The sequence below is a fragment of the Dehalococcoides mccartyi CG5 genome (assembly GCF_000830885.1).
Taxonomy (GTDB): Bacteria; Chloroflexota; Dehalococcoidia; order Dehalococcoidales; family Dehalococcoidaceae; genus Dehalococcoides; species Dehalococcoides mccartyi_B.
On sequence record NZ_CP006951.1, the window covers coordinates 820713 to 845945 of the forward strand.

Here is a 25233-nt window from a genome sequence, read left to right on the forward strand (position 1 = left end):
GGATATATATGGGTGGCAGAGATTTTCAATCACGAGAGAACAAAAAACAGAAGAAGGATTCCAAGAAACCGGGAGTTTCGGGTGAATTTTTCCAGCCGAATATAGAACCGGAAGTAGTCCGCAAAAAGAAAAAAGGCAAAGACGTATAACCCGGAATATGAGGCTTTGGCATGCATTGTCTGAGAGCCATTGTCAAAGGGAAGGTACAGGGAGTTTACTTCAGAGACTTCACCCGAACACAGGCAACGCGTCTGGGTCTTTGCGGATACGCCAAAAACCTGGCCAACGGGGCTGAAGTGGAAGTGGTAGCTGAAGGAGACAAAGACGCACTCCTTGAGTTCTTGGATTTACTCCGTTCAGGTCCTCCCCGTGCCGAGGTTAAAGATGTGGAAACCAGCTGGGAAACAGCAACCGCCAACTACAGTGATTTCCGCATCAAGCATTAACCCGAACTAAACAGGAACAAAGCACTTTAAGTCCAGCGTTCAAGTTCAACGCTGGATGTTTTTATTAACTCCAAATAGTCTGTCTTAATATTCAAGGTACGTGAAACTTCGGTATCCACTTCATAAGGTTCACCGGCAAATATCTTGCCCAAATGCTCAATCTCGCCTTTGGTCGGGTCCCCGTGGCTGGTAAATTTCTGGGTAGCTTCTATAATGCCCATATCAAACGGCAAAGTGAAGTAAAGGTCAGATAAAACCTTTTCAATACCCTGACTGTAAAGTGAATCCCAGCCCGTCTTACCGCTACCGTATTTGCCGGAGGGCAATACCGGCAGCAAATTTGAGATAGAGAAGTTGCCCTTGCCGTTAATAATCTGCAAGGGAGTGACGCTAATCAGAAAATCACTGGACAAGATAACATTCGGCACCCAAAAGGTGGGAACAACCAGAGGCTTGTTCAAAGGGTTATCCACCTCAACCCAGGTGCAATCATTCACATCCAGCAGAACCACTCTTTGAAAGTCGTATGAAAGAGCTTTATAAATGCTCTTCACAGGGGCTCCTCCGGGTGCGCCTTCAAGTATGATAATATCCGCATCACTTATCCTGCGTATGCCGCTAATAATTTTTTGAATAAGTTCGCGGCTGGTGCTGACCGGATATTGCACCGGATAACGGGCACATGGCTTTATAAGGACTCTTCTGGCACGGGAAAGTATCTCCGGTGCCTTAAAATTATATTCGGATGCATTGTATATCAAGAATTTACTCCTGGTTTATCATAATAAGTAATTGGCATGTCAATATTCCGTTGTCTCAGGTCAAACTGCGATTGACATTTTACAGGCACAAGGAACAGGTCAAAATGCCCCTGCCTCAAAAACGCCCCCGACTTGCCGGCTTGGTAAGTCACAAATCGGATACCTCTGTTTATCCTGATATTAAAGCACAAAACCGATGCCTTTATTCCGGCTAAAAAATACTCCGCCAGAGTTTTTACCCGGTTAAGCATCGGCAGTTGGCTTAGCCATATTGCAGCTTTTCCCCAGATATTAACACCCGCCTGTGCATTAGGCACCAAATAACGAATAATACGCCTCCAACCATAAATGCAACTTTGGCAAAACCAAAATTGTAGAAATTTGAGGCATACTATTCATCCTGGGCTAAATCCCGGCCGGAAACTTTTCCCTCTATCTAAGGGATTGGCAATCAATTATCTGCAAGAACATCGGCCGCACTCGCAACCTATTCATTTTAGCACAAAAGTCAAGATTTTCAGCTATATTATTTATAATATTTTTGCAATATTTAATGCCAGACTTATCAGAGTAGGCACAGATGCCCCTGAACCACCCTTAACCTGATAACCATTGTCCTTATCCAGATAAGCAGTTCCAGCAATGTCCAAATGAACCCAAGGCCTGTTTTCAACAAACTCCTCAAGGAACAAAGCCGCCGTACTGGCACCGGCAACCGGACCACCCACGTTTTTAATATCTGCCACGTCACTTTTTATCATTTCTTTATACTCTTCAAAAGTGGGTAACTGCCAGATGCACTCACCCGACTGTTTGGCAGCAGCTACAACCTTGCTGTAAAACTCGTCATTATTAGTAAAACCACCGCTGCAGGCACTGCCGAAAATGCGTGAGCAGGCACCGGTAAGGGTAGCTACATCTACCATTTGTTTAGCTCCCTGTTTGCAGGCATAATCAAGGGCATCAGCCAGTATCAGCCGCCCTTCAGCATCTGTAGAATGGATTTCTACGGTCTTTCCACTGGCCATGCGCAGAATGTCACCCGGCTTGATTGCACAACCGCTGGGCATGTTTTCAGTAGCTGGAACAATGCCCATAATATTTATCGCCGGCCTTAGTTTGGCAATAGCCCCCATGGCTGTAATCACCGCCGCCCCGCCGGACATGTCAGATTTCATTTCCCACATTTTATCCCAAGGTTTGAGCGAAATACCACCGGAATCAAAGGTAATAGCCTTACCGACATAAGCCATATCAAGTTCATCACTGTCACGCCCGGTATATTTCAGGATAATAAACTTGGGTGCCTGGCATGAGCCCTGCCCTACCCCCAGTATTCCGCCCATTCCTTTTTCAAGCAACTGGCTTTCGTTAAATATTTCACAGTCAAGACCGGATGATTCGGCCAGACGCCGGGCAAAATCTGCCAGATCAGTTGGTGTCATGTTACTGGATGGTTCATTTACAAGGTCACGGGCAGAACATACTGCCTCTGCTACAATCTGCCCCTTTATAAGCCCCTGTGAGGCGCTTGCAAGGTCAGCCTTGTCCCCCAGCACCAGCTTTATCTCGTCAATTATCCCGTTTTCATTGCCGCTTGTGAAATATTTGCGAAAACGGTAACTCCCCATCAGGACACCCCCAGAGGCGGTTTCCGCCAGCACATCTGCCGCCAGCGGCATCTCTCCTAGCCAGATAACTATATTCTTGAAACTTTTCTTTGATAAAGCCCTTGAAAGCTCACCCGCAGATTTTCGGAATTCATCAGCATTAAATTTATCAGCTTTGCCCAAACCAAATACCGCCAGATAGCGAACCGGAAGGTTGCCCAGAGTATTTACCAGATGAAGTTCACCTGTCTTGCCTTTCAGTTCGGCTTTGGCCTTCATTTCACCAATACAGCCGCCCAGTTTAGCATCCAGTTCCTTAAGCTCAAAGCTCAAATCCTGTCCTTCAAAAACAGGCATAGCCAAAACATCAGCCATAATTGACTGCGGTCTTTGTTTTACAATTTTGATTTCCATTATCTACACTCCTCCTGCTCTATATAGGTTTTTACGTCTTTTATTACACGTGCCAGCACCGGCTGAAAATCAGCCTCGGTCTTTATACGATAACACTCCTCGGAAACAGGCTCAAACATAGGCTTCAGCATCTGATAAATTGTCCAATCCGCATCAGAGCGGGACGCACCCTGTTGCATCCGCCGTTCCATGCGTTTTTTAACTATCCCCGGCGGCAAATCCATCTCTACAACAAACCATTTTATACCCAGCCCGTCGGCAATGTTATATAAAGGGCTGCGGTCTTTGGCAGTCATGCTGGTAGCGTCCAACACCAGCGATACACTCTGCCCAAGTAATTTGCCCATCAGTTCATGTATTGCCTTAAATACTCTGGTGTGCTCTGAATCGGAATAAACAGGCTGATTTATCAGAGTTTTACGCAGAGCGTCACTTTCCAGTATCACGACCGGAATTTGTTTTGCAAAACGCCCGGCAAAGGTGCTTTTTCCTGTTCCCGGCAGACCCACCAGTATAAGCAAAAACGGACACTTCTCAGCCGGAGGCAAGTCACCCAGACTATCCAGCAGTAATCTTATATCATCTTCAGGTATAAACGGCATAATAACTAAATATTATATTCCAAAATATCTAAAAAACCCAGACAGTTTTTATGTCTCGTAAAAGGCCACACCAACTACCCCCGGACCGGTATGAACTCCCATAACCGGGGTAAATTCCATAATCAGAATTTCCGCCTCAGGGAATTTTTCTTTTATATTTTGCTCCAGCCTGTGTGCCCGTTCCAAAGCATCAGCATGCATTACAGCCACTTTCAGTTTCCCTTTGCCTTTTACGTGCCCCATCATCAGATCCAGCATATTCTGCAAGGCTTTTTCGGCAGTGCGGGGCAGGGCTACTGTTTGAGCATCGCCGTTACGCAGGGTGAAAACAGGTTTTATCTGAAGCACAGAATCTGCCAGGGCGGCTATTTTGGGTATACGCCCGCCCCTAATCAGATAGTCAAAAGTATCCAGCGCCGCATACAGATATACCCGCTGCATCAGGGTACTTACTATGCCTACCAGATTATCAAGGCTTTTTCCGGCTTCGGCTTGGCGGGCAGCTTCCAAAACTACCAACCCCAAACCGGCAGCGGCAGTTTCGCAGGGGATAACTTTTATACGAAGGTTGGAGTATTTTTCCAGCACTTGCATGGCAGCCAGCTGGGCGGCATTGAACATACCCGAAAACCGTACAGGTTCGGTAATACACAAAATCTGGTCAGTTTTGGCTGCCAGCCGGGTAAATGCCTCAATATATGGACCCGGCAATGAGCCAACCGTTTTGAGTGTCAGAGGGGATTCCTTGAGTATCCGGTAGAACTGGCTAAGGTCAAGTTCCGCATCAGGATAAGCTTTGCCGCCGATAACAATTTGTATAGGAATAACTTCTATCTGGTACTTTCTGACAAGTTCGGCCGGTATACAGGCAGTAGTATCGGTAACTATGGCTACACTGTTCGCCATGTCGCACCTCTCATCAGCTAAAGCATTTAAACTTATTATACACATAGACGAGAGTTTGGCAACACATCTTGCCCTGTCATTTTTACATTTGTTTAAGACTGTCTCTACAGGGCAATCCCAGCAAATCACGGGGTAAATCTTTCAGAATATAAATTTCCCGGGGGGTTTTATACTGTGCCAGATTATCCAGACAGTACTTCTTAATACCGGCAGAAGTCTGGGTAACCCCATCCCGAAGTACTACCGCCACCCGAACCACCTCACCCCGCATACCATCCGGATCAGGTATCCCCACCGCCAGTACTTCTCTCACCCCCGGGCATGAAAGAAGCAAATCTTCAAGGTCAGAAAAATATATGTTCTGGCCTTTGGTAATAAGCATAGGTTTGATAAAATATTTTATGTAAACAAATCCGTCATTATCTTTATAGCCGATATCACCGGTATAAAGCCAGCCGTTACGTAACATCTGGTTGGTTTTTTCAGGCTGGCGGTAAATTCCGTCCATCACAGGCCCACGGATAATTATCTCTCCTGCCTGAGACGGCGCTAACAGTTTGCCGGCCGAATCCACCACTTCCAGCTCAAACCCGCCAAGCACTTTGCCTACTGAGCAAGGCTTACCGCTTCTATCCAGAGGTTGGCAGGTTACATGAGAAGTAGATTCAGTAAGGCCGTAAAAATCCACCAGGTCTTTATCCAGTAAAACTCTGTATGACAGCACCAGTTCCGGAGGCAAAGGTGCACCGGCACTGCCGCACAATCTTAGTGAAGCCAGATTGTATTCAGAGGAATTTTCCCGCAGGTGGCGAACCAGCATGGCATGAATGAAAGGAACACCCAGAAATACTGTAATGCTTTCTTTTTCAATAGTCTTTAATAGGCAGTCTACAGAAACACCTGAGAGCATTATGACACTCCCGCCGCTGAATATAGTACCCAGCATAACCACCACCAACCCTATTATATGATGCAGAGGCAGAGCAAACAGGATAACCCTGTCTTTGTTGCTTTGCCCAAACCCGCCGGCAGATATTGCTGCCGTCCTGACCAGATTTGATTGGCTTATCATCACACCTTGCGGGCGTAACTGGGCTGCCGAGGTATAGGCTATATGGGCAGTCTGAGTTTCTGGCACGTCAAACTCAAAGGGACTTTCAGGTACATTTGCCAGAAAATTTTTTAATAAAACTATGTCCGGATAACTGCTGTCTTCCAGACTGATATAATGCTGTATAAAACCTAATTCAGACTGGTGGTGATGCAAAATATTCAGTCCATCTGTTTGACAAACCAATACCTTGGGCTGGCAATCATCAAGCAGGGCTTTAAGCTCCGGCCATTTGTATTTTGGGTCAAGCGGCACGGCCACAGCCCCTATTTTGACTATACCAAAATAAAAATATATAAATTCAAGGCAGTTTGGTATCAGGAGTGCCACCCGCTCACCCGCAAGTGCCCCCAGACGGGTAAGTGCCCACGCATAACAGTCAGAAATCCTGTCCAGCTCTGCATAGGTAATATTTTTATCTTCAAATTTCAGGGCCACAGCCTCAGGACAGGCCGCAACTACTTCTGAAAGCCTATCAGCAAGATTCAAATGTCACCACCGAACATATATTGTTTGAAGCATTTGGATGAGCCAGTGTACCAGATTTTATATTTTGTATCAATTTTTTAATATCATTCATTTATTCCAATTAGGCCAAATCAGCTTGACAAGCAGTCTATGAGTGATTAATATTTACCTAATTGAATATCTAAAGGCTATGAACAAGACTAGTAAATTTCAAGCGAAGCTAAGAGAGCCGGGCAAGGTGTGAGCCGGTGCTGACGCAGGGATTGAATGGACTTGGGAGCCGCAAACCGAACGGTTTATCCAAGTAGGCTTTGCCGCAGGGGAAGCGTTAAAGTATCCCAAGGTATAAGGGGGTTACCCCAAGTACCTGTTAAAGATGGCCGGTATTTTATGATTCCGGCTAATTAGGGTGGTACCGCGGAAGTAAACCTTCTGCCCCTTTCAGGGCAGAGGGTTTTTTGTTATCCCTGCCCCAAAAACGCCTGATACGGCTAAAGAGGCTTTAGATGAACTGGGGCTGACTGGCACAGGGTAAACAGGTAATTAATCAAGGCTAAACAGGTATTAAAATAACGTCAAGGAGAACAGAAATGGTTCAAACCAAGTTCATACTGCAGGAAAAGGATATGCCTCAGGTCTGGTACAATATCCAGCCTGATTTGCCCGTACCGCTGCCTCCCGTTTTGCATCCGGGCACCGGCAAGCCGGTCACTCCGGCTGATATGGAAGCTATATTCCCTATGAACCTTATCATGCAGGAGTTCAGCCCCGAAAGGCATATACCCATCCCGGAAGAACTGTTGGAACTATATAAAATCTGGCGGCCAACCCCTCTTTACCGTGCCCACCGGCTGGAAAAGGCTTTGCAGACTCCGGCTAAAATCTTTTACAAACTGGAAGATGTCAGCCCGGCCGGTTCACACAAACCCAATACCGCCCTGGCTCAGGCTTATTACAATAAACAAGCCGGCATAAAGCGGATTTCCACCGAAACCGGCGCCGGACAATGGGGTTCTTCTCTGGCTATGGCTTGCAAATTCTTTGACATAGAGTGCAAGGTCTATATGGTAAAGGTAAGCTACAATATGAAACCTTACCGCCGCATTATGATGGAAACCTGGGGTGCCTCTGTCGTACCCAGCCCCAGCCCGGATACCCGAATAGGCCGTGAGATACTGGAACGTGACCCCGAATGCCCCGGCAGTTTGGGTATTGCCATAAGTGAAGCTGTGGAAGATGCTGTAACCCATCCCGGCACCAAGTATGCTCTGGGTAGTGTACTTAACCATGTACTCCTTCACCAGACTATTATCGGTCAGGAAGCTAAAAAGCAGATGGCCATGGCAGACTGCTACCCTGATATTGTTATTGGCTGTGTTGGCGGCGGTTCAAACTTTGGCGGTATCGCTATACCCTTTGTGGAAGACAAACTGAACGGTACTCACAAGGATACCCGCATTTTGGCAGTTGAGCCCGCCAGCTGTCCTTCACTGACCAAGGGTCTGGACGCCTATGACTTCGGAGACGAAGCCGGTATGACCCCTATGATGAAAATGTTTACGCTGGGTCACCAGTTTATGCCACCTCCGGTACATGCCGGCGGGTTGCGGTATCACGGCATGTCTCCCCTGCTGTCTCACCTCAGCCGCCTGAAGCTGATTGAGGCTACAGCGGTTCAGCAGATAGAGACCTTTGAAGCGGGCATGCAGTTTGCCCAGACTGAAGGCTTCATAAGCGCACCTGAAACCAACCATGCCATCAGGGCTACAATTGATGAAGCCCTGAAATGCCGCGAAACCGGCGAAGCCAAGACTATTCTCTTCTGCCACAGCGGTCACGGCCACGTGGACATGGCTTCTTACGACCTGTACCTGCGGGGCAAGCTCAGTAACTACGAATACCCGGCAGAACTGGTAAAAGAGGCTCAGAAGGGTTTGCCTAAAGTCAACGTCTAGGTAAAAACGGCATACTATGTCTTTTAAGCGGGAGGGGAATATCACCCCTCCCGCTTGTTTATCAATAATTTTTTCACAATTTCCTGCTATAATAAAATCAATACTCCATACAGGAAGAGGCAATGAAAAAACTTTTCAAAAATTTCTTCGGTCTGTTTATTTCAATCAGTCTGGTTCTGTCCATGTTGCTGGCACAGGGCTGTGACATACTTCAGGATTTCAGCAATTCCCCTGAAGACAACACTCAAAACCAAACTAATACTCAAAACCTGCCAGACCAAAGTGATGAAATCGGCAGTGTACCAAGTCCTGTCAATTTCGTAAATGCGGTAAAGGCCGTAAAACCTTCGGTAGTATCTATAAATGTTGAACTGGTCACCCGTGATATTTTCGGGCGGACAATAGTAGAGCAAGCCGCCGGCTCAGGCTGGATTATAGATTCAAACGGTATTATCGTAACCAATAACCATGTAGTGGAAGACGCCACCAGCATCACGGTAACGCTGGATGACGGGCGTACCTTTAATTCGGTAGCTGTACGTACTTACCCTGCCAATGATCTGGCGGTAATAAAGATAAATGCCACCAATTTACCCGCAGTCAAACTGGGAGATGCCTCCAAACTGGCAGTAGGCGAACCGGTGGCCGCCATCGGCAATGCTCTGGGCATGGGTATTTCCATGACCGGGGGCTGGGTAAGCCGTTTGAATACTACCGTTGAGTTCAGTGATACCGAAAGCCTGACCGGACTGATAGAAACTGATGCCGCCATAAATCCGGGTAACTCCGGCGGTCCGCTGGTTAACTATCAGGGTGAGGTAATAGGCATCACCAGCGCTAAAATACAAGAGGTAGGCGTGGAGGGCATTGGCTATGCTATCAGCCTGTATATAGCTTTGCCCATTATCAATAACCTTATCTCCCAGTTGCCGGCTTGAGCAAGACAATGAAAAAGAAACTACATTTATTCAGCCTGTTTCTTTGTATCCTGATTGCCACTGCTGCTTTTAGTGCCGGTGGCTGTGATTATCTGTCCCAGCCCATAAACACTGATAATTCAGACAATACCCCTAGTACCTCTACCCCACTGGATGAAAACTGGAAATTTCCCTCTCCTCAGCAGAACCTGCCCGAACTGGCAAACTATGCCATGGTGGTTGCCAGAGTAAAACCGGCAGTGGTAGCGGTAGACGTGGAATATATAACCCAGGATATATTCGGCCGCCAGACTGTGGCCATAGCCTCAGGTTCAGGTTTTATAATAGACCCCAGCGGTTATATCATTACTAATAACCATGTAGTTGAAGGCGGAAGCACTGTAACCGTAACCCTCTCAGACAACCGCACCTTTACCGCCAGCCGTGTTGTGACAGATTCGCGTACAGACCTGGCCGTAATCAAGGTGGATACCCTGGGGGAGGAGTTGCCTTTTGTGTATATAGGTGATTCATCCGCTCTGGAGGTGGGTGAACCGGTAGCGGCCATCGGGAATGCCCTTGGTCTGGGAATAACCATGAAAGGCGGCTGGATAAGCCGTCTGGATGCCCAGATAACCGTTGACCAAAGTGTAACCCTGTACGGATTGATAGGTACAGATGCGGCCATAAACGAAGGTAATTCCGGAGGCCCTCTGGTAAATATGGCCGGTGAAGTTATCGGCATTACTTCTGCCAAAATTGTGGAAGTGGGAGTGGAAGGCGTGGGTTACGCCATAAATATAAACTCCGCCCGCACTTTTATTGAAGAACTGGTAAACAAAGGATATATTACCCGTCCCTTCATGGGGGTAATAGGCATACTGACCGTAGATGCGGCCATCCAGTCTTATTTCAAGCTGGGCATAGATAAAGGCGTGCTGTTACGGGGTATAGCTGAAAACGGACCTGCTGAGAAAGCCGGACTTAAGGCTAATGACGTTATCCTGTCAATAAACGGCCAAGCAGTACTTACTGATGAAGAACTGATACTGGCTATTCACGGTAAAAAGGTAGGGGATAAAATAGAAGTCAGCTATTTCCGGGACGGAGTAACCAGTACCGTAACCCTGATACTGGCTGAAACTCCGCCACCGGAAAGCTAGTTTTGTAGTCCTTTAGCGTACCACCCACAAACTTAAGGGGTGACCGTCAATATCCAGACTTTCGGTATACGCTCCTTCAGGGGCGTTTCCGTTTACGATCTGGTTGGAAAGAGTTTCTTTCTTTATGTACTCGGCATGCGTCCGGATAACACTTTCCAGATATTCATCCGCCTGATAATGGGTATTTATATAATCTGCAATCTCAAATTCGGCAGATTTCCGCATGGTTTGCAAACGGTGGACAATCTCACGGGCAGAACCTTCAGCCAGCAGTTCAGGTGAAAGCCCGGTATAGACCGCTACCGTATATGCCCCTTCGGTACTGGCGACATAATTTTCCTGAGGGATAGCTGTACCCGGTTCTTCCGCTACCAGTGCCTTTACATTAAGCTCTTCCAGCACTTGCTCAGCCAGACGCATAAGCCCGGTTCTTTCCGCAGGTGAAGAAAGAACTACCCGCACTTCTGCCAGCGGTTGGCGTACCTTGAGCGCCGCCTTGCTGCGGGCAGAACGCCCCATACTGGAAACCTTCATTACCAGACGGATCTCATTGTCCAGCTGTTCGTCTATAAGAGCCTTATCCGCTACCGGGAAATCCGTAAGGTGTACACTTTCCAAAGCGGACTGGTCTACCAAAAGCACCAAGTTCTGGTACAGTTCCTCCGCCACAAAGGGTGTAAAGGGAGCCAGCAGTTTGGAAAGGGTAACCAAACAGGTATACAGCGCCTGATAGGCCGAAAGTTTATCGGCATCATTTTCACTCTTCCAGAAACGGCGGCGGCTGCGGCGTACATACCAGTTGGAAAGATATCCCACAAAATCTTCAATCCGCCGTCCGGCTTGAGTGGGATCATAATTATCCAGCCCTTTGTCTACGTCCAGTACCAGCTGGTTAAGCTCGGATAAAATCCATCTATCCAGTTCGGGTACTTCACCGGCCAGATATTTTTCAGAAGGTGTAAAGTTATCTATATTGGCATAAGTAACAAAAAATGAATATATGTTCCAAAGCATCAGCAGGAACTGGCGGGTTACCTCACCTACCAGTTTCTCTGAAAAGCGTCGGGCATTTCCGGGCGGCGCTGCGGTATAGAAATACCAGCGGACAGCATCTGCCCCGTATTTATCCAGCACAGCAGCGGGCTGGATAACATTATTTTTGGACTTGCTCATTTTCTCGCCGCGTTCGTCCAGTATATGCCCCAGACAGATTACGTTCTGATAACAGGGGCGGCCGAATATCAGGGTAGAAATGGCATGCAAACTGTAAAACCAGCCCCGTGTTTGGTCTACAGCCTCGCAGATGTAGTCAGCCGGGAAACGCCCGTCACTGGCAATAGTCCGGCTTTCAGGCTCAAAGGGGTAATGATACTGGGCAACAGGCATAGCGCCGGAGTCATACCAGCAGTCCATAACCTCGGTAACCCTTTTCATGTTGCCGCCGCATTTGGCGCAATCATAAGTCCATTCATCTGCATACGGGCGGTGGATATCCAGTTTTTCCTGCATGCCTTTAAAATTCGGCTTGGCTTTTAGTTCGTCAATCCCACCCACACACTCGGTCTGGCCGCACTTCTCGCACCGCCAGATGGGTACAGGCGTTCCCCAGTAACGTTCACGGGAGAAAGCCCAGTCAATATTATTTTCCAGCCAATCTCCAAAACGACCGTCTTTGATATGTTCGGGATACCAGTTTATCTGCTGGTTGCCCTTTATCAGTTCATCCCTGACTGCGGTAGTCCGTATGTACCAGCTCTGCTTGGCGTAATAAATAAGCGGAGAATCACACCGCCAGCAAAAGGGGTAGGTATGGTGCATGCGTTCATTACGGAACATAAGTCCCCGCTCTTTGAGGTTACGGGAGATATCCTTATCAGCTTCTTTGACAAATTTGCCGGCAAACGGATAGTTACCGGTTATCCTGCCCTGTAAATCTACGTGGTGGACAAATTTCAGCCCGTATTTAACCCCGGATTCATAGTCCAGTTCGCCATAGGCAGGAGCAGTATGGACTATACCCGTTCCGTCATCCATAGATACATAACTGGTGGTTATCACAGGGTAAGACAAGGGCTCAAGAGCATCTATTTCAGAGTTATCCTGCATATTTTTTACAGATATGCCGAATTCACGCGGGTCAAACAGAGGTTTGTAGGTAAGCCCTTTCAGGTCACTGCCCAAACACTCCCCCACTATGGGGTTTTCTGTCAGTTTCAGGCTGGATAAACGGGGCTTAGCCAGTACCATATAGTAGTCTGCCATATCCAGTATGGCATATTCATCTGTGGCTGATACAGCCAGAGCGGTGTTGGCGGGTAAAGTCCAGGGCGTAGTAGTCCAAGCCAGCAGATACAGCGGTTTGTCAGACGGGTTAACCCACTTCTGCCCCAAACCTGTCTGTGCCAAACTCTCATGGTTTATTTCAAACTTAACAAACACCGAAGGGTCTTCGGTATTATCTTTATATCCTTGAGCCACCTCGTGAGAGCTTAGGGAAGTACCGCAACGCGGGCAATGAGGGGTAACCCGATGTCCCTGATAAACCAGCCCCTTATCCCACATCTGCTTGAGCGCCCACCAGCCGCTCTCTATATATTTGTTATCCATGGTTATATAGGCATTATCCAAATCCACCCAGTATGCAATCCGTTCGGTCAGTTTGTTCCATTCGGACACATATTTAAAAACACTGGAACGGCAACGGGTATTAAACTCGGCAATGCCATATTTTTCAATATCATTTTTACTGGTAAAACCCAGCTCTTTTTCCACCTCAAGCTCAACCGGCAGGCCATGTGTATCCCAGCCGCCAATCCGCGGTGCATAATAACCCTTCATAACCTTGTAGCGGGGTATCACATCTTTAAAAACCCGCGAAAGCACATGGTGAATACCAGGACGGCCATTAGCAGTGGGGGGCCCTTCGTACAGAGTAAAACGTTTGCCGTCACGGCGGTTTTCAATACTCTTTTTAAAGATGCCCTTATCCTGCCAAATTTTCAGGATTTCTTCCTCCATCTGGGGGAAGTTTTGTCTGGGATTCACAGCCTTAAACATTTATCACCTCTTAAAAAAGAAAATCCCGTCCTTATCAGGGACGGGACTAAATAAGCCCGCGGTACCACCCCGCTTCCCCTGCTTTCAAGCAGAGGCTCTCTTGTGGGCACTAACATGCCCCGCCCCTTATAACGGGTGGCGAACCCGGCCAGGTCTACTCAGCCTAAAGGCTTTTTGGCTGGCGGCTCAGGAGTGATTTTCGGGATACCAGCGGAAAGTTCTGCTTTCACCGTACCAGACTCGCTTCTGCCCCGCAGATAACCTACTCTTCTCCGTCACTGCCTTTTGTAAGGTTTATTGTACTATTCTTTTAAGACTACCACAACTTTTCTGGACTCGCCAAAGCCAACGCTCTGGGTAGTTACTTCTTCGTCTTCAGCCAAAGCCAGATGAATAATCCGCCGTTCATAGGCAGGCATAGGCTCAAGTGAAAAAGGCATCCGCCGCAGCTTGACCTGTTCGGCAGTTCTCCAAGCCAAAGTCTGAAGCGAGCTCAAGCGCCTCTGCCGATAACCATTTACGTCAACCACCACCGGCTCAAACCGCCCCAACTGGTGGGAAATCATAAGCCTTACCACTTGTTGCAAACTTATCAGGGTTTGACCCTTGCGTCCAATAAGAATGCCCAGGTCTTCGCCTACAATATTCAAAACAGTACTCGGCTGTGACTCCTCATCGGTAACCATTTTCTCAGGCAGAATATCTACATATGCCTCAATATCCATCTTGTCCAGCAGGGTTTCCAGAATGTTTTGAGCAAGATCACTTGCATCCATCTGGTTACCCGGTGCTATGTCATCTTCGTATTCAGGTTCAATTAGCCGCAGGCAAACACGGGCATCTTCTCCGCGCAGACCCAGCAAACCATGCCGGCCTTCAGACAGAACCTCTATCTCAACTTCGTTTCGGCTTACGTTTAGTTGATTTAGACCCAGTTTTATAGCTTCCTCCACTGTCTTGGCGCTCGTCTCGACCTTTTTCATCTATACTACCTTCCATCTGCTTACCTTTGGTCGAAGAATCGGATAACTGACCAGCCGGAGTTGCAGCTTTTTTTTCAGTTTTATATATGCTACCTGACCGCACCTGGCGGCCACCGCGGAAATAGGATATAACCTTTTCAGCAATAGGCTCAAGCTGACCCCAGCCGGTAATAAAGTATTGCATAATAATACCCACTACCGCTGAAACAAACCAGTAGAAAGCCAAACCGCTCGGGAAAGACAAGGAGAAGAAGAAGAACATAAACGGCATCATAAAGCTCAGCATCTGGCTCTGGGCTGCCTGTTGCTGGTTAATAGCCTTGGGAGTAGACATCTTTTGCTGAACGAACATGCCCAAACCTACCAGCAAAGCCAATACAAAGTCAGAACGGGAAAGATCCATCCAGAGGAAGTTATTGCTCAAGGGCAAGGTTTCATAAACCACCGGCCAAGAATAAAGGTGATTGGAAAGATTCATAAAGTCTTCCGGGGTAACAGCCAACACCCTGACAATAGCCTGATACAAGGCTATCCAGATGGGAAACTGTATAAGCATGGGAACAAGACAACCGGTAGTGGAAACGCCGGATTCTTTGTAGAGCTTCATTTGCTCTTCGGCCAGTTTCTGGCGGTCATTACCGTGCTTTTTCTTCAGGGCGTCCATATGGACAGTAATTTCCTGCATCTTCTTGGTAGCAGTAAGTTGTTTACGGTTAAGCGGCCAGAGGGCCAGCCGTATAACAACAGTTAAAACTATAACTGTCAGCCCGAAACTTCCCCATAAATTGTGGGAAAGCCAGACCATGCCGTTTATCATCGGCGAAAGTATTATTAAATCCCAAATAGCACCAATATCCAACGACTACCTCGCTAACTTACTACAAAAGTCCAGATTATAGTCCGGCTCTCCGGATTTATAGCATAGACAGTTTCATTTTCCTGGGTATGTATATACACAACTTCACCCGAAACAGTAACCGGCGCAATCACTTTCAGGGCGAGGTCGGTAACGGCCTTCATCTCAAGTGAATATATATTGATGGAGAAAATCTTGCCCGTTTTGGTGGCCACAATTACATTATCACCCAGCAGGGCCGGCGAAGAAGCCACACCATCAGTCATATTAATTACTTTAAGCTGAGTGCCGGTCAAGGCGTCCAGAATATATGTATTGCCATCCAGATTGGGGGCGAATACTTTGCCGTCAGCAATAACAGGGCTTGCCCAGAACCAGTTTGGTGAAGCAAAAACCCATTTCTGGCTGCCGTCAGTAAGATCCAGTGCATACATATTGCGGTCAAAACAGCCCACATAAACAGTGCCGTTATCTACCACAGGGGCGCTTGCAAAGGGGCTCTTGGCTTCAAACGTCCACACGGGGTTACCGGTATTGATATCCAGAGCATATACCTTTTTATCAAAACCGGGCACAATTACCAAATCACCTGAAACAACCGGAGAAGCCCAAATTTTGGCACCTGTCGGGTATTCCCAGACCTTTTGTCCGTCAGCCTTGCTCAGGGCATAAACAACGCCATTGGTATCTGCAAAGAAAATTTTGTCTCCGTTGGGAGCAATACCGCTGACAATGGCAGGCAAGGCATCGGTTACAGGATAAACCCACTTCAGATCACCCTGATCCTGATTGTAAGCATAAATCTTGCCGCCATAGGTAGAAATATAGATGACACCGTCTGATATTACCGGTGTACCGTATATGCCAACGGTAGTAACGGCACCGGCACAACCGCCGCCACTTGTAGTAGTCTCAAGCGGTACCTGATAACGAGGAGTGCTGGCATCTTTGTTAAGGGCTATAAGTTTACCGGTCATAGAGCCGAATATAGCGTCATTATCAGAGACAACAACACCAGACCAGCCTAAAGGTTTCTGTCCAGTACCCATACAACCGCTTAAAACAGCTAAAACGCCAATAAGGCTAAGCAGCAAAATAAGTTTTTTAGATATGCGATTGGTTTTGAACAATTTTCCGTCCTATTCTGGCACTGGGTCGTAGCCACCCTTGTTCAAAGGGTGACAACGGCTAAGCCGTTTCACACCCAACCAAATTCCCTTAAAAATTCCAAATCTTTCAATAGCTTCGTAGGTGTACTGTGAGCAAGTGGGAATAAACCTGCATGAGGAGGGTGCAGTTTTAGAGTAGGTATTTTGGTATAATCTAATCAGTTTTAAAGCTAGTTTTTTCATCTGTTTTTGATAGTATCTGCGCCTTGCCAAGCAAGTGCTTAACTACCCTCTCCATTTCGGCACATTTTACTGTAGCCGCTTTTGCCCTAGCTATAAATACTATATCCCAGCCCTGTTTCAGACCGGTAGTCCGCAGGCTTTCCCTTAATATTCTCTTTGCCCGGTTACGCTCTACAGCCCCGCCTACTTTTTTACTGACTATGAAACCGACACGGCTCAGTTCAAGACTGTTAGGCAACGTCTTCATTATGGCCAGCGGCCCTATATAGGTACCGCCGCGGGCAAGCACCTGGGAATATTCTTCCCGTTTGGTTAGCCTGTTAGCCTGTTTCATTGTAAATAGTGTAACCATACTCCGGATGGATAATCAACCGGAGCACAGCCAAAACACTCTAGACTACAATCAGTCTCTTGCGGCCTTTAGCCCTGCGGGTACTGAGCACACCACGTCCACCCCGGGTACTCATCCGGGACAGGAAACCATGAACCCTCATACGGGGAATACGCTTCGGTTGATATGTCCTCTTAGGCACATTAACTCCTTAAATGGAAAGCAATAATTTACTATTTATGCAGATTCAGCAGGTTTAGAAGCCTCTGCCGCAGGTTTAACCTCTGCTTTTACTTCGGGTACCGCAACTTCGGCCTTGACTTCTACTTTAGGCTCAATCTTGGCTTCGGCAATTTTGGGTTCAGGCCTAAGCTCACGAATAGGCGAAAAAGTAGCCACATTGCCTTGGCGGCGAACATGTTCGGATACAAAGGGCATCAAGGCAATAAAACGAGCCCGCTTAATGGCATTAGCCAAAGCCCTCTGGTGCCGGGCACAGGTTCCGGTGCGGCGGCGGGGTTCTATTTTGCCACGGTCAGATATGTATCTGGCCAGTTTAGCCGAATCCTTGTAATCAATACGGCTAACCTTTTCAGCGCAGAAAGAACATATCTTGCGCTTCGGGGTATAGCGGCCACGCCCACCCCTGGCTGGTCTGTTAGGTCTATCCTGGATACTCACTCAATCAAACTCCTATCAAGAGATTTAATATTCACTAAAACGGAATGTCTTCCGGTTCTAATTCACCGCCGCCATTGTCATCTTCACGGGCATCTATACCAGTGCCCACATTAGCTTTCTCAAGGAAGGTAACCCTTGAAGCAATCACCTCGGTACGGTAATGCTTCAGGTTATCCTGCCCTTCCCAGCTACGGGTGCGAAGCCGTCCTTCCACATACACCAGCCGTCCTTTGGAAAGGAACTGGTTGCACTGTTCGGCCAGCTTGTTCCAAGCCACCACCGTAAACCATTCGGTTTCCTGCTTGCGCTCACCCTCAGGGGTATTATAAACCCAGTTGGTAGCAACTTTAAAGGAGGTAACGGGATGCCCGCTGGGGGTATACCGCATCTCCGGCTCACCGCCAACATTGCCAATTATCATAACCTTGTTCAAACTCACCATCTCTCGTGTCTCCTCTCTGGCAAAATCCTCTAGCGGTAATCAGTCAGATATTATTCTTCGTCCATATTAATGGCCATATGCCGAATAACCTGCTCTGAAATGCGCAGGTCAGTGCTTATCTTGCGTATGGAAGAAGGCTTGGCCTTCATCTTGATAAACACGTAATAACCCTCAACATACCTACCTATAAGGTAGGCCAATTTACGCTTACCCCAGTGGTTTACTTCGGTAAAGCTGCCTTCTTTTTCAGCTATGGTCTTGCTAATGCCTTCCAGAATGGCCTCAACCTTTTCCTTCGGGGTGTCAGTGGTTAAGATAACCACCAGTTCGTAATCACGCAGGTTTTCAACTCTGGATTTAAGTAGTTCGCTTGCGGCCATGTTTTCCTCTCTAAGTTAAAGGCAATATATTCCCTTAAAAAATCTGACGGTCATTATAGCATATAGCGAAGAAGCAAACAATATTAGGCAGAATGAACCTGCCTACCCCCAAATCATATTTGACAGATTGCGTCAAATACTCTAAACTGTTTTCCGCTTCTAGGCCCCATGGTGTAGCGGTCTAACATGCCACCCTGTCACGGTGGAGATCGGGGGTTCGAATCCCCCTGGGGTCGCCATTGAGCTTCTTTTTGCTTTCAACTACCAGAGTATACCACATTGCCGGTCAAACTTTCTTTCCTTCTTGTTACAACCGGGATTTGCCCCACTGCCTGAAAAACATTACCTATCCCTGAGCATTATTTTTACTTTTCTATTACTGCCGCATATTTCAAAAAATGCTTTTCCCGGTGACATATTCAAATATATATACACTGCCTCAATAATAAATTTGCCGCAAGGCTTTCTTATTAAGCAAAGATAGTTTAGAATATTCCCAGAGTACTCTTAAGGAGCTACCAGTGGAAACTGAAAAATTTGAAATTGTGATTACCAGCCCTAATGCCAAAGACATAAAAACCATAACCATGGAAGGCACTCTTGATGAAGTCAAGGTCAAAACCGACCATATTGCCAGAGAAAACATCGGCAGCATTGTCTCCGCTTTCGCCACCAACGGCTTCAAGTCGGTTTACCAGAAGCACTATCTGTCGGCTATCAAATGCCCTAAGTGCGGGGAGATTATCCCCATAGAACATCTTTAGCCCAATAAATGTTTTCAAATAATAAAGCCGCTCACAACTGAAATGTGAGCGGCTTTGTGCTTTAGGGTGTAATTATGCTTCCGGTAAATAGGCTACCGCCTCTATTTCTACCATTATTTCAGGGAACACCATGCCGGCAATGACCGTGGAACGGGCAGGTTTTGCACCGCTGAAAAATATAGTGTAAACACCGTTCATTTTGGTAAAGTCTTCCTGATTCTTCAAAAATACGGTAGTCTTTACCACATCATCAAAAGAAGCACCTGCCGTCTTAAGAAGATCGGCCATTTTTTCCAGACAACGTTTGGTCTGAGTCTCAACACTAGCCAAAGGCCGACCGTCTGCGTCAGTGTGGCCTATCTGTCCGGAAATATACAGGTAATCGCCTGCTTTAACCGCCAGTGAATACGGCCCTTGTGCTCCAGGTGCTGAAAAATACTTCTTGCTCATTTATCATTCTTTCTTCATTATTTATTCGCCAATTGCCTGCCGTTCAGAACAACATTTTAAAGCGTTGCTATGGCGGATTTTTAATTGTAGAATAACTTGTCTAAAATTACCAAATTATATGAGGTGGAAAATGACCGAAGAAACCGGCAAATCAGCCAAAGAATCTGCTGAAGAATATTTAAAAGTTACCCGCATAGCCCTTAAACAGGCTGAAGACCAAGCCAAAGCCGCTAAGAAAGCAGCCGAAGCTGCTGCCAGAGACTCTCAAACGGCCATAGACAAGGCTGATACTACGGCCAAACAGTATCAGGACAGCATGGATAAATATACCGCCCTTTATACCCAAAAAGCTGAGGAAGCCAGCCGCCGGTCTGAGGAGATGCTAGCTAAATATACAGACCTGTTTGAAAAAGCTGTAAAACGGGCAGATGACACCAGCCGCTGGGCTAAGGACAACTGCGAAGCGGCAGTGGGCCAGACTAAGGAAGCCATGCTCCGCATAGAGGACGCCACCCGTTCTGCCAAGCAAGCTGCTCAGGACAGCATCCGTACCGCCAAGGAAATGAGTGACGAGTGCATAAGAGCCTCGCGCGATGCTGTTTCCCAATCTGACGAAACCATAGATATGCTGAAAAAGACCGCGGATGTTTCCGTAAGGGCTTCTGAATCTGCCCTGCTCAAGATGCAAGAAAACGGCGCCCGCATACGCGAAAATGTAGATACAAATGTTAAAAATTCCACTAAAGCTATAGCTGAAATGAACCAGCTCAGCCAGAACTCTTCGGCAGAAATTTCAGAGCTTATAAACAAGCTTCAAAATGAAATCTGCAAAGCGGAAGCCATGAATGCCCAAATGAAGCATCTGGTAGATTCTTCCAATGCCCACCTTAAAGAAACTGTATCCAGGGTTGAAGAAGTCCAGCAGAATACAGTACAGGCAGTGAAACAGATACAGGAAACCTCCCACAAGGCTGCTGATGATGCCAAGGCTGCTTCCGCCAAAGCTGTTGAGGCCAGCCGTAAAGCCGCTCAGGAAGTATCTCAGACTTGGGTCGGGGTATTTAAAGAACTTATCAGCAGTGTAGATACCTCAAAACAGATTATAGCCGCTGTTACCAAACAGACCGCTGAAAAACTGGAAGCTGCGGCAAGTGAACCGCCTGTCACCCGCCCGGCAATCTCGCCCCGCCCTGCCCACCAGCCGCAGGTCGTAACGCCTGAAGCTATTCAAGCAGACGCAGCGGCAGATAATACTCAGGAAGAGACCGAAGCAGTTTCCGAAGAAAATCCCTATTACTCCGAGCCTGAAGAAAAGAACAACAGGGTAGACTTCCCTGCCAAAGAGGTAAATGAAGTTACCCAAAACCGTCTGGAGTATCTGGCTAAAATGTATGCCGCTAATAAAGCCAGACGTCAGAATGAACCCGGTGCCAAAGAAACTGACGAGGACGAATAATAATAGCCCCGTAAAATAAAGCTAAATGCCAAGAGCCGCACCACAAGGTACGGCTCTTTTTTATCAGTTATAAATAACAGCCCGCTTATTAGTCCAGCAGAGAGGGTATACTTCCGAAAGCATCTTCCATGTTGAACCCCTGTGACAAACGCTTATCCAGCGAGATAAAGCGAATGGTGCGGTCAAAATAATCCATAACTTTTTTGGGGCTGGAAATCTCAGACATAATGACAGTCACACCCATATTGTCACCACGGGGGTAATCACCGCTGCGGATAATGGCATGTTTGGCATTGTCCCTCAAGGTAGATGACAACTCTTTAATGATATCTATGCTCATTTTGTTGGGATGAGCAGACAGCAGATAAAGAGCCCGTCTGGCGTCTTCAGGGCGGCATTTCAAAGAAAGCTCGGAAATGGCGTCTTCCATAGCCTGTGCGCCTTTTTGGGTTTCGGCATGCTTGCCTCTGAAATCCAGCTTGAAAGGCAAAAATGAATTCGCGATCTTGCTGTGTCCGATAACCGTCCAGCCGGATAGGGTCTGTATAATATCGCCCGCGTCCAGCACCTTTGAGCCGATATAACGGGGGGTGGTTTCCTCACCGGCAGAAAGTATGTTGTAAAAAGGCTCTACAAAACGGTAATTTATTTTACTGAAATTGTCACTTATAGAAGAGGAATCACGTACATAACGCTGGTTATCAGCCAGTATCACGGCATCAGCCACACCGTAAGCAGATTTCAGACAAGTACCTACGTTATAAATAGTCCGCTCTTCAGTGACTTCTTCATAGTTAAAGGGCAGAACAATCATATTGTAAACCGGTTTATCTACAAACCGTTCTTTTATCATCTTGGTCAGTACCGCAATAGCTCCTGAGCCGGTACCGCCGGATGCCCCTGCTACCAGCAAAAAAGCATCGGTATCCTGAAGGAGGCGGGTTTCGCGGATACTGTCTAATATTTTATCACCGTCTTCACGTGCCAGCTGGGCTCCAAGCTCATTAAGTTTACCCACACCATGCCCGGCGGTTTTACGGCTGCCGATAAGAATACGGTGTTTATAATCCGGCTTCACATGCACCAGACCGGATAGATCTGCAATATCGGTATTTATCGCCAAAACATTTGACACTATGCTGATGCCGCGCTGACGCTTGGCATTTTTACCTAACAGGGCAAACTGGTCTGCAATGCGCCCGCCGCATTGGCCACAGCCTATGACCATTAATTTCACTTTTTCACCCGCTTTTCAGCAAAATATCTAAAAACCTTTAAAAGTTTAACTGCTAAGGTAGCAATAGTCAATCAGAAGCTCCCAATTTGATATCTCACAACCTGTTTTCTTGATTTTTCGGCCTTAAAACCAGATAATGGTTTTAAATATAAAAAACGGGTTTGGCGCGGTGTTATGCTAGTTGAACTTCGGGTAAAAAATTTTGGCATTATTGAAGATATCACCTGGTCACCGGGTGAAGGCCTTAATGTCATTACCGGTGAAACCGGAGCCGGAAAATCACTGGTCATAGATGCGGTGGAAAGCCTACTTTCCGGGCGTATCGGTGACGAACAAATCCGCCACCAGACCAACGAGGCTACTCTGGAAGGAATCTTCTATTTAAACCCCGCCAGCCGCCTTAAAATAGCCGCTCTGCTGGCAGAAAATGGGCAGGAACTGGAAGATGATACCCTTATTATCCGCCTTGAGTCCAAACTGGCTGGACGCAGTGTTCTAAGGTTAAACGGCAGTGCCATAAGCCGTTCTGTCCTAAGCCGCCTCTGCCCGTATCTTATTGATATACACGGCCAGAGCGAACACCTGTCCCTGCTGAACAAGTCTTTCCATCTGGATATGCTGGACGGTTATGCCCATACCACTATCCAGCGCACTGAATTTGCCCGTCTGGCAAATGAACTAACCAGTCTGCAAAGGCAACTGTCTGAGCAGGAAAAAATAAACCGTGAAGCTGTCCGCCAGCAGGAATTTCTGCGTTTTCAGGCAGATGAAATAGAGGCGGCTAACCTTGCCGAAGGAGAAGAGGAAAGCCTGCTTTCCAAACGGCAGGTTATGGCTTCCACCGAAAAATTAAAAACACTGGTTCACCGGTCACTGGAACATCTCTGTAGCGGGCAAAACGGTGGCGCACTGGCAGATTTAAACCAAGCCATGCAGTCTATAAGAAAAATAGCCGAAATAGACCCCGCCCTAAAAAACACGGCAGATGAAGTTGAGGATACCTACTTCATCCTTGAGGAAAGCATCCGCTTGGTGCAAAGCTATAACCGTGGGCTGGATTTTAACCCTTCGGAACTGGAAGATATTGAAAACCGTCTGGCACTTATCCACAGTCTGGAAAGGAAATACGGGCGGGATATTCCCCAGATACTGGCCTTTCTGGCTAAAACCAAAACCGAACTGGATAATATAGGCCACTTTGCCCAAAATATAGATAGACTAGGAGGTGCTATAACAGACTTAAAAAGCCGCCTTGGAGATATGGCTTCTTCACTAAGTGCACTTCGCAAAGAAGCCGCCCAGAAACTGGAAAAAGCCGTTCAAACCGAACTCTCAGACCTTAATATGGGTCAGGTAATATTTAAAGTAAATTTCCAGACCCAAGCGGATGAAAATGGTTTGCCGGTAGACGGACAAATACTTGGTTTCTCATCCAGCGGTACAGACCTGGTGGAGTTTTTTGTAAGCACCAATCCCGGTGAACCTCTCCGCCCTCTTAACAAAATAGCTTCTACCGGTGAAATATCACGCATTACTCTGGCGTTAAAGAGTGCTGCTTCTCGTTTGGATGATATACCGGTAATGATATTTGATGAAATTGATATAGGCGTAGGCGGACGCTCCGGAGATATGCTGGGGCGAAAACTCTGGAAGCTGTCACAGGGGCATCAGCTGATAAGCGTTTCTCACCTGCCCCAGATAGCTGCTTACGCAGACCACCACTTTTATGTTTCCAAAACCGAGTTTAACGGCAGAATAAACAGCCATATTGAACACTTAAATACTGAAGGACACCTTGCCGAACTTTCAGTAATGCTGTCAGGCAACCAAACGGGCGAGAAATCGCTGGAAAACGCCCGTGAACTCTTAAAAAAGGCATCTATATTTAAGGAGACCAGCCCCGAACAGCCCGAACTGAACATACCCCTAAGCGGTAGATAGCCATGCCAAGACATATTTTAATAGCCCTTGTCTTTACTACTTTATTCTGGGCATCCGCCTTTGCCGCCATACGGGTGGGTCTGGAAGACTACAGCCCGTCCCATATGGCACTCCTGCGTTTTTTGGTGGCTTCGGTGGCTCTGGTTATATACGCCCTGATAACCCGCATGCGCCTGCCGGACAAACGGGATTTGCCGGCCATATTTCTGCTGGGGCTGGTGGGTATAAGCCTGTATCACTCCGCCCTCAATTATGGTGAAAAAACAGTCACCGCCGGCGCTGCCAGTCTTATCATTGCGGCCGCCCCCATATTCAGCGTTTTGCTGGCCAGATTTTTCTACAAGGATAAACTCACTCCGGCCGGCTGGCTGGGCATACTTCTCAGCTTCGGGGGAATTGTTATAATCACTCTGGGCGAAGGCCAAACCCTCAGCTTTGAGCCCCATGCCTTTTTTGTGTTGCTAGCCGCTATCTGTACCAGCCTATATATAGTATTCCAAAAACCCCTGCTCAAAAAATACAGCGGATTTGAGTTTTCCACCTATGCCATCTGGGCAGGAACTTTACTGCTCATGGTATTTGCACCCGGCCTTTTCAAAGAAATATCTGAAGCCCCTCCGTCATCTACCTGGGCGGTGGTTTATCTGGGCATATTCCCTACTGCCATATCCTATCTCTTGTACAGCTATGCTTTGTCCAAAGCCCGCACCTCACAGGTAATCAGCTTTCTGTATCTGAACCCGGTTTTTGCCATAGTCATAGCCTTCTTCTGGCTGGGTGAAATACCGGCCGTAATCAGCCTGCTGGGCGGCTTTTTGGCACTGCTGGGGGTCATACTGGTAAACCGTTACGGCCACAGCCGCTGATAATCTGCTTGAACCAATTTTGACATACCATTTACATACCTCCTCCATAATATCTCCACACACGCCTTGTATAGTTATTGCATA

The 25233-nt window shown here is 47.2% G+C and carries 26 protein-coding genes, 1 tRNA gene and 1 other annotated feature; of the genes, 10 read left to right on the plus strand and 17 right to left on the minus strand.

Annotated elements, in window-relative coordinates:
* Positions 1 to 8: 8 nt before the first annotated feature.
* A complete protein-coding gene (locus X794_RS07380) occupies positions 9 to 149 on the plus strand; it encodes a hypothetical protein (protein ID WP_011309463.1) in 141 nt (46 codons plus the stop codon).
* Between the two features lie 21 nt (positions 150 to 170).
* The gene (locus tag X794_RS04365; RefSeq protein ID WP_011309464.1) at positions 171 to 446 is read left to right on the plus strand and encodes an acylphosphatase; all 276 of its coding nucleotides are present in this window, start codon (positions 171 to 173) and stop codon (positions 444 to 446) included.
* A gap of 26 nt (positions 447 to 472) precedes the next feature.
* Here X794_RS04365 and X794_RS04370 read toward each other — a convergent pair whose 3' ends face one another.
* From X794_RS04370 to X794_RS04395, 5 genes are all read right to left on the minus strand, one after another.
* Entirely contained in the window at positions 473 to 1207 is a 735-nt protein-coding gene (locus X794_RS04370) for a DUF362 domain-containing protein (protein WP_011309465.1), read from the minus strand.
* Positions 1208 to 1737: 530 nt separating this feature from the next.
* Positions 1738 to 3231, minus strand: a complete 1494-nt coding sequence (locus X794_RS04380) for a leucyl aminopeptidase (RefSeq protein ID WP_011309467.1) — start codon at positions 3229 to 3231, stop codon at positions 1738 to 1740.
* Positions 3231 to 3833, minus strand: a complete 603-nt coding sequence (locus X794_RS04385) for an AAA family ATPase (RefSeq protein ID WP_011309468.1) — start codon at positions 3831 to 3833, stop codon at positions 3231 to 3233. Before X794_RS04385 ends, X794_RS04380 begins: the two co-directional genes overlap by 1 nt.
* Before the next feature lie 48 nt (positions 3834 to 3881).
* On the minus strand, positions 3882 to 4739 hold the full coding sequence (locus X794_RS04390; RefSeq protein WP_011929183.1) for a DegV family protein: 858 nt from the start codon (positions 4737 to 4739) through the stop codon (positions 3882 to 3884).
* Positions 4740 to 4821: 82 nt separating this feature from the next.
* Positions 4822 to 6339, minus strand: a complete 1518-nt coding sequence (locus X794_RS04395; protein WP_011929184.1) for a class I adenylate-forming enzyme family protein — start codon at positions 6337 to 6339, stop codon at positions 4822 to 4824.
* A gap of 160 nt (positions 6340 to 6499) precedes the next feature.
* Positions 6500 to 6761, plus strand: a binding site (T-box leader).
* A gap of 147 nt (positions 6762 to 6908) precedes the next feature.
* Here X794_RS04395 and X794_RS04400 point away from each other — a divergent pair.
* The 3 genes from X794_RS04400 (at position 6909) to X794_RS07540 (ending at position 10353) form a co-directional block, all read left to right on the plus strand.
* Positions 6909 to 8273: a TrpB-like pyridoxal phosphate-dependent enzyme gene (locus X794_RS04400; protein WP_011309471.1), complete on the plus strand. Its 1365-nt coding sequence runs from the start codon at positions 6909 to 6911 to the stop codon at positions 8271 to 8273.
* 122 nt (positions 8274 to 8395) lie between these two features.
* A complete protein-coding gene (locus X794_RS04405; RefSeq protein WP_011309472.1) occupies positions 8396 to 9211 on the plus strand; it encodes a S1C family serine protease in 816 nt (271 codons plus the stop codon).
* A gap of 8 nt (positions 9212 to 9219) precedes the next feature.
* A complete protein-coding gene (locus X794_RS07540; protein WP_011309473.1) occupies positions 9220 to 10353 on the plus strand; it encodes a S1C family serine protease in 1134 nt (377 codons plus the stop codon).
* Positions 10354 to 10365: 12 nt separating this feature from the next.
* On the opposite strand, the gene ileS is transcribed toward X794_RS07540, so the two are convergent.
* The 10 genes from ileS to rpsF all read right to left on the minus strand — a co-directional run bounded on the left by ileS (position 10366) and on the right by rpsF (position 18435).
* Complete coding sequence (ileS, locus tag X794_RS04415) at positions 10366 to 13410, minus strand: isoleucine--tRNA ligase (protein ID WP_011309474.1); 3045 nt, start codon at positions 13408 to 13410, stop codon at positions 10366 to 10368.
* Positions 13411 to 13712: 302 nt separating this feature from the next.
* Positions 13713 to 14393: an RNA-binding cell elongation regulator Jag/EloR gene (jag, locus tag X794_RS04420; protein WP_011929188.1), complete on the minus strand. Its 681-nt coding sequence runs from the start codon at positions 14391 to 14393 to the stop codon at positions 13713 to 13715.
* The gene (locus X794_RS04425) at positions 14305 to 15252 is read right to left on the minus strand and encodes a YidC/Oxa1 family membrane protein insertase (RefSeq protein ID WP_011309476.1); all 948 of its coding nucleotides are present in this window, start codon (positions 15250 to 15252) and stop codon (positions 14305 to 14307) included. Before X794_RS04425 ends, jag begins: the two co-directional genes overlap by 89 nt.
* 11 nt (positions 15253 to 15263) lie before the next feature.
* A complete protein-coding gene (locus X794_RS04430; RefSeq protein WP_034376432.1) occupies positions 15264 to 16379 on the minus strand; it encodes a PQQ-binding-like beta-propeller repeat protein in 1116 nt (371 codons plus the stop codon).
* A 9-nt stretch (positions 16380 to 16388) separates the two neighbouring features.
* Positions 16389 to 16601: a membrane protein insertion efficiency factor YidD gene (gene yidD / locus X794_RS07305; protein ID WP_012984367.1), complete on the minus strand. Its 213-nt coding sequence runs from the start codon at positions 16599 to 16601 to the stop codon at positions 16389 to 16391.
* Positions 16573 to 16935, minus strand: coding sequence for a ribonuclease P protein component (gene rnpA, locus X794_RS04435; RefSeq protein WP_034376429.1), 363 nt, complete (start codon positions 16933 to 16935; stop codon positions 16573 to 16575). The genes yidD and rnpA overlap by 29 nt, the downstream gene beginning before the upstream one ends.
* Positions 16936 to 16993: 58 nt before the next feature.
* Complete coding sequence (gene rpmH, locus X794_RS07310; RefSeq protein WP_011309479.1) at positions 16994 to 17134, minus strand: 50S ribosomal protein L34; 141 nt, start codon at positions 17132 to 17134, stop codon at positions 16994 to 16996.
* Positions 17135 to 17169: 35 nt separating this feature from the next.
* On the minus strand, positions 17170 to 17613 hold the full coding sequence (gene rpsR, locus X794_RS07510; RefSeq protein ID WP_011309480.1) for a 30S ribosomal protein S18: 444 nt from the start codon (positions 17611 to 17613) through the stop codon (positions 17170 to 17172).
* 34 nt (positions 17614 to 17647) lie between these two features.
* The gene (locus tag X794_RS04445; RefSeq protein WP_011309481.1) at positions 17648 to 18055 is read right to left on the minus strand and encodes a single-stranded DNA-binding protein; all 408 of its coding nucleotides are present in this window, start codon (positions 18053 to 18055) and stop codon (positions 17648 to 17650) included.
* 50 nt (positions 18056 to 18105) lie between these two features.
* Positions 18106 to 18435 (minus strand): 30S ribosomal protein S6, encoded by a 330-nt coding sequence (rpsF, locus tag X794_RS04450; RefSeq protein ID WP_011309482.1) that lies wholly within the window; start codon positions 18433 to 18435, stop codon positions 18106 to 18108.
* A 162-nt stretch (positions 18436 to 18597) separates the two neighbouring features.
* Here rpsF and X794_RS04455 point away from each other — a divergent pair.
* Together X794_RS04455 and X794_RS04465 are read left to right on the plus strand one after the other, a co-directional pair.
* A tRNA-Asp gene (locus X794_RS04455) sits at positions 18598 to 18674 on the plus strand.
* A gap of 282 nt (positions 18675 to 18956) precedes the next feature.
* Positions 18957 to 19199 carry a hypothetical protein gene (locus X794_RS04465; RefSeq protein WP_011309483.1) on the plus strand — a complete coding sequence of 81 codons (243 nt, stop codon included), beginning with the start codon at positions 18957 to 18959 and terminating at the stop codon, positions 19197 to 19199.
* A gap of 72 nt (positions 19200 to 19271) precedes the next feature.
* Here X794_RS04465 and X794_RS04470 read toward each other — a convergent pair whose 3' ends face one another.
* Positions 19272 to 19649: a RidA family protein gene (locus X794_RS04470; RefSeq protein ID WP_011309484.1), complete on the minus strand. Its 378-nt coding sequence runs from the start codon at positions 19647 to 19649 to the stop codon at positions 19272 to 19274.
* Positions 19650 to 19779: 130 nt separating this feature from the next.
* On the opposite strand from X794_RS04470, the gene X794_RS04475 reads away from it, so the two are divergent.
* Positions 19780 to 21105: a hypothetical protein gene (locus X794_RS04475; RefSeq protein ID WP_011309485.1), complete on the plus strand. Its 1326-nt coding sequence runs from the start codon at positions 19780 to 19782 to the stop codon at positions 21103 to 21105.
* An 88-nt stretch (positions 21106 to 21193) separates the two neighbouring features.
* Here X794_RS04475 and X794_RS04480 read toward each other — a convergent pair whose 3' ends face one another.
* Positions 21194 to 22333 (minus strand): tubulin/FtsZ family protein, encoded by a 1140-nt coding sequence (locus X794_RS04480; protein ID WP_011309486.1) that lies wholly within the window; start codon positions 22331 to 22333, stop codon positions 21194 to 21196.
* Between the two features lie 183 nt (positions 22334 to 22516).
* Here X794_RS04480 and recN point away from each other — a divergent pair, with 183 nt between their 5' ends.
* Positions 22517 to 24283: a DNA repair protein RecN gene (recN, locus tag X794_RS04485; RefSeq protein ID WP_011309487.1), complete on the plus strand. Its 1767-nt coding sequence runs from the start codon at positions 22517 to 22519 to the stop codon at positions 24281 to 24283.
* 2 nt (positions 24284 to 24285) lie between these two features.
* Positions 24286 to 25149, plus strand: coding sequence for a DMT family transporter (locus X794_RS04490; protein ID WP_011309488.1), 864 nt, complete (start codon positions 24286 to 24288; stop codon positions 25147 to 25149).
* Positions 25150 to 25233 lie beyond the last annotated feature (84 nt).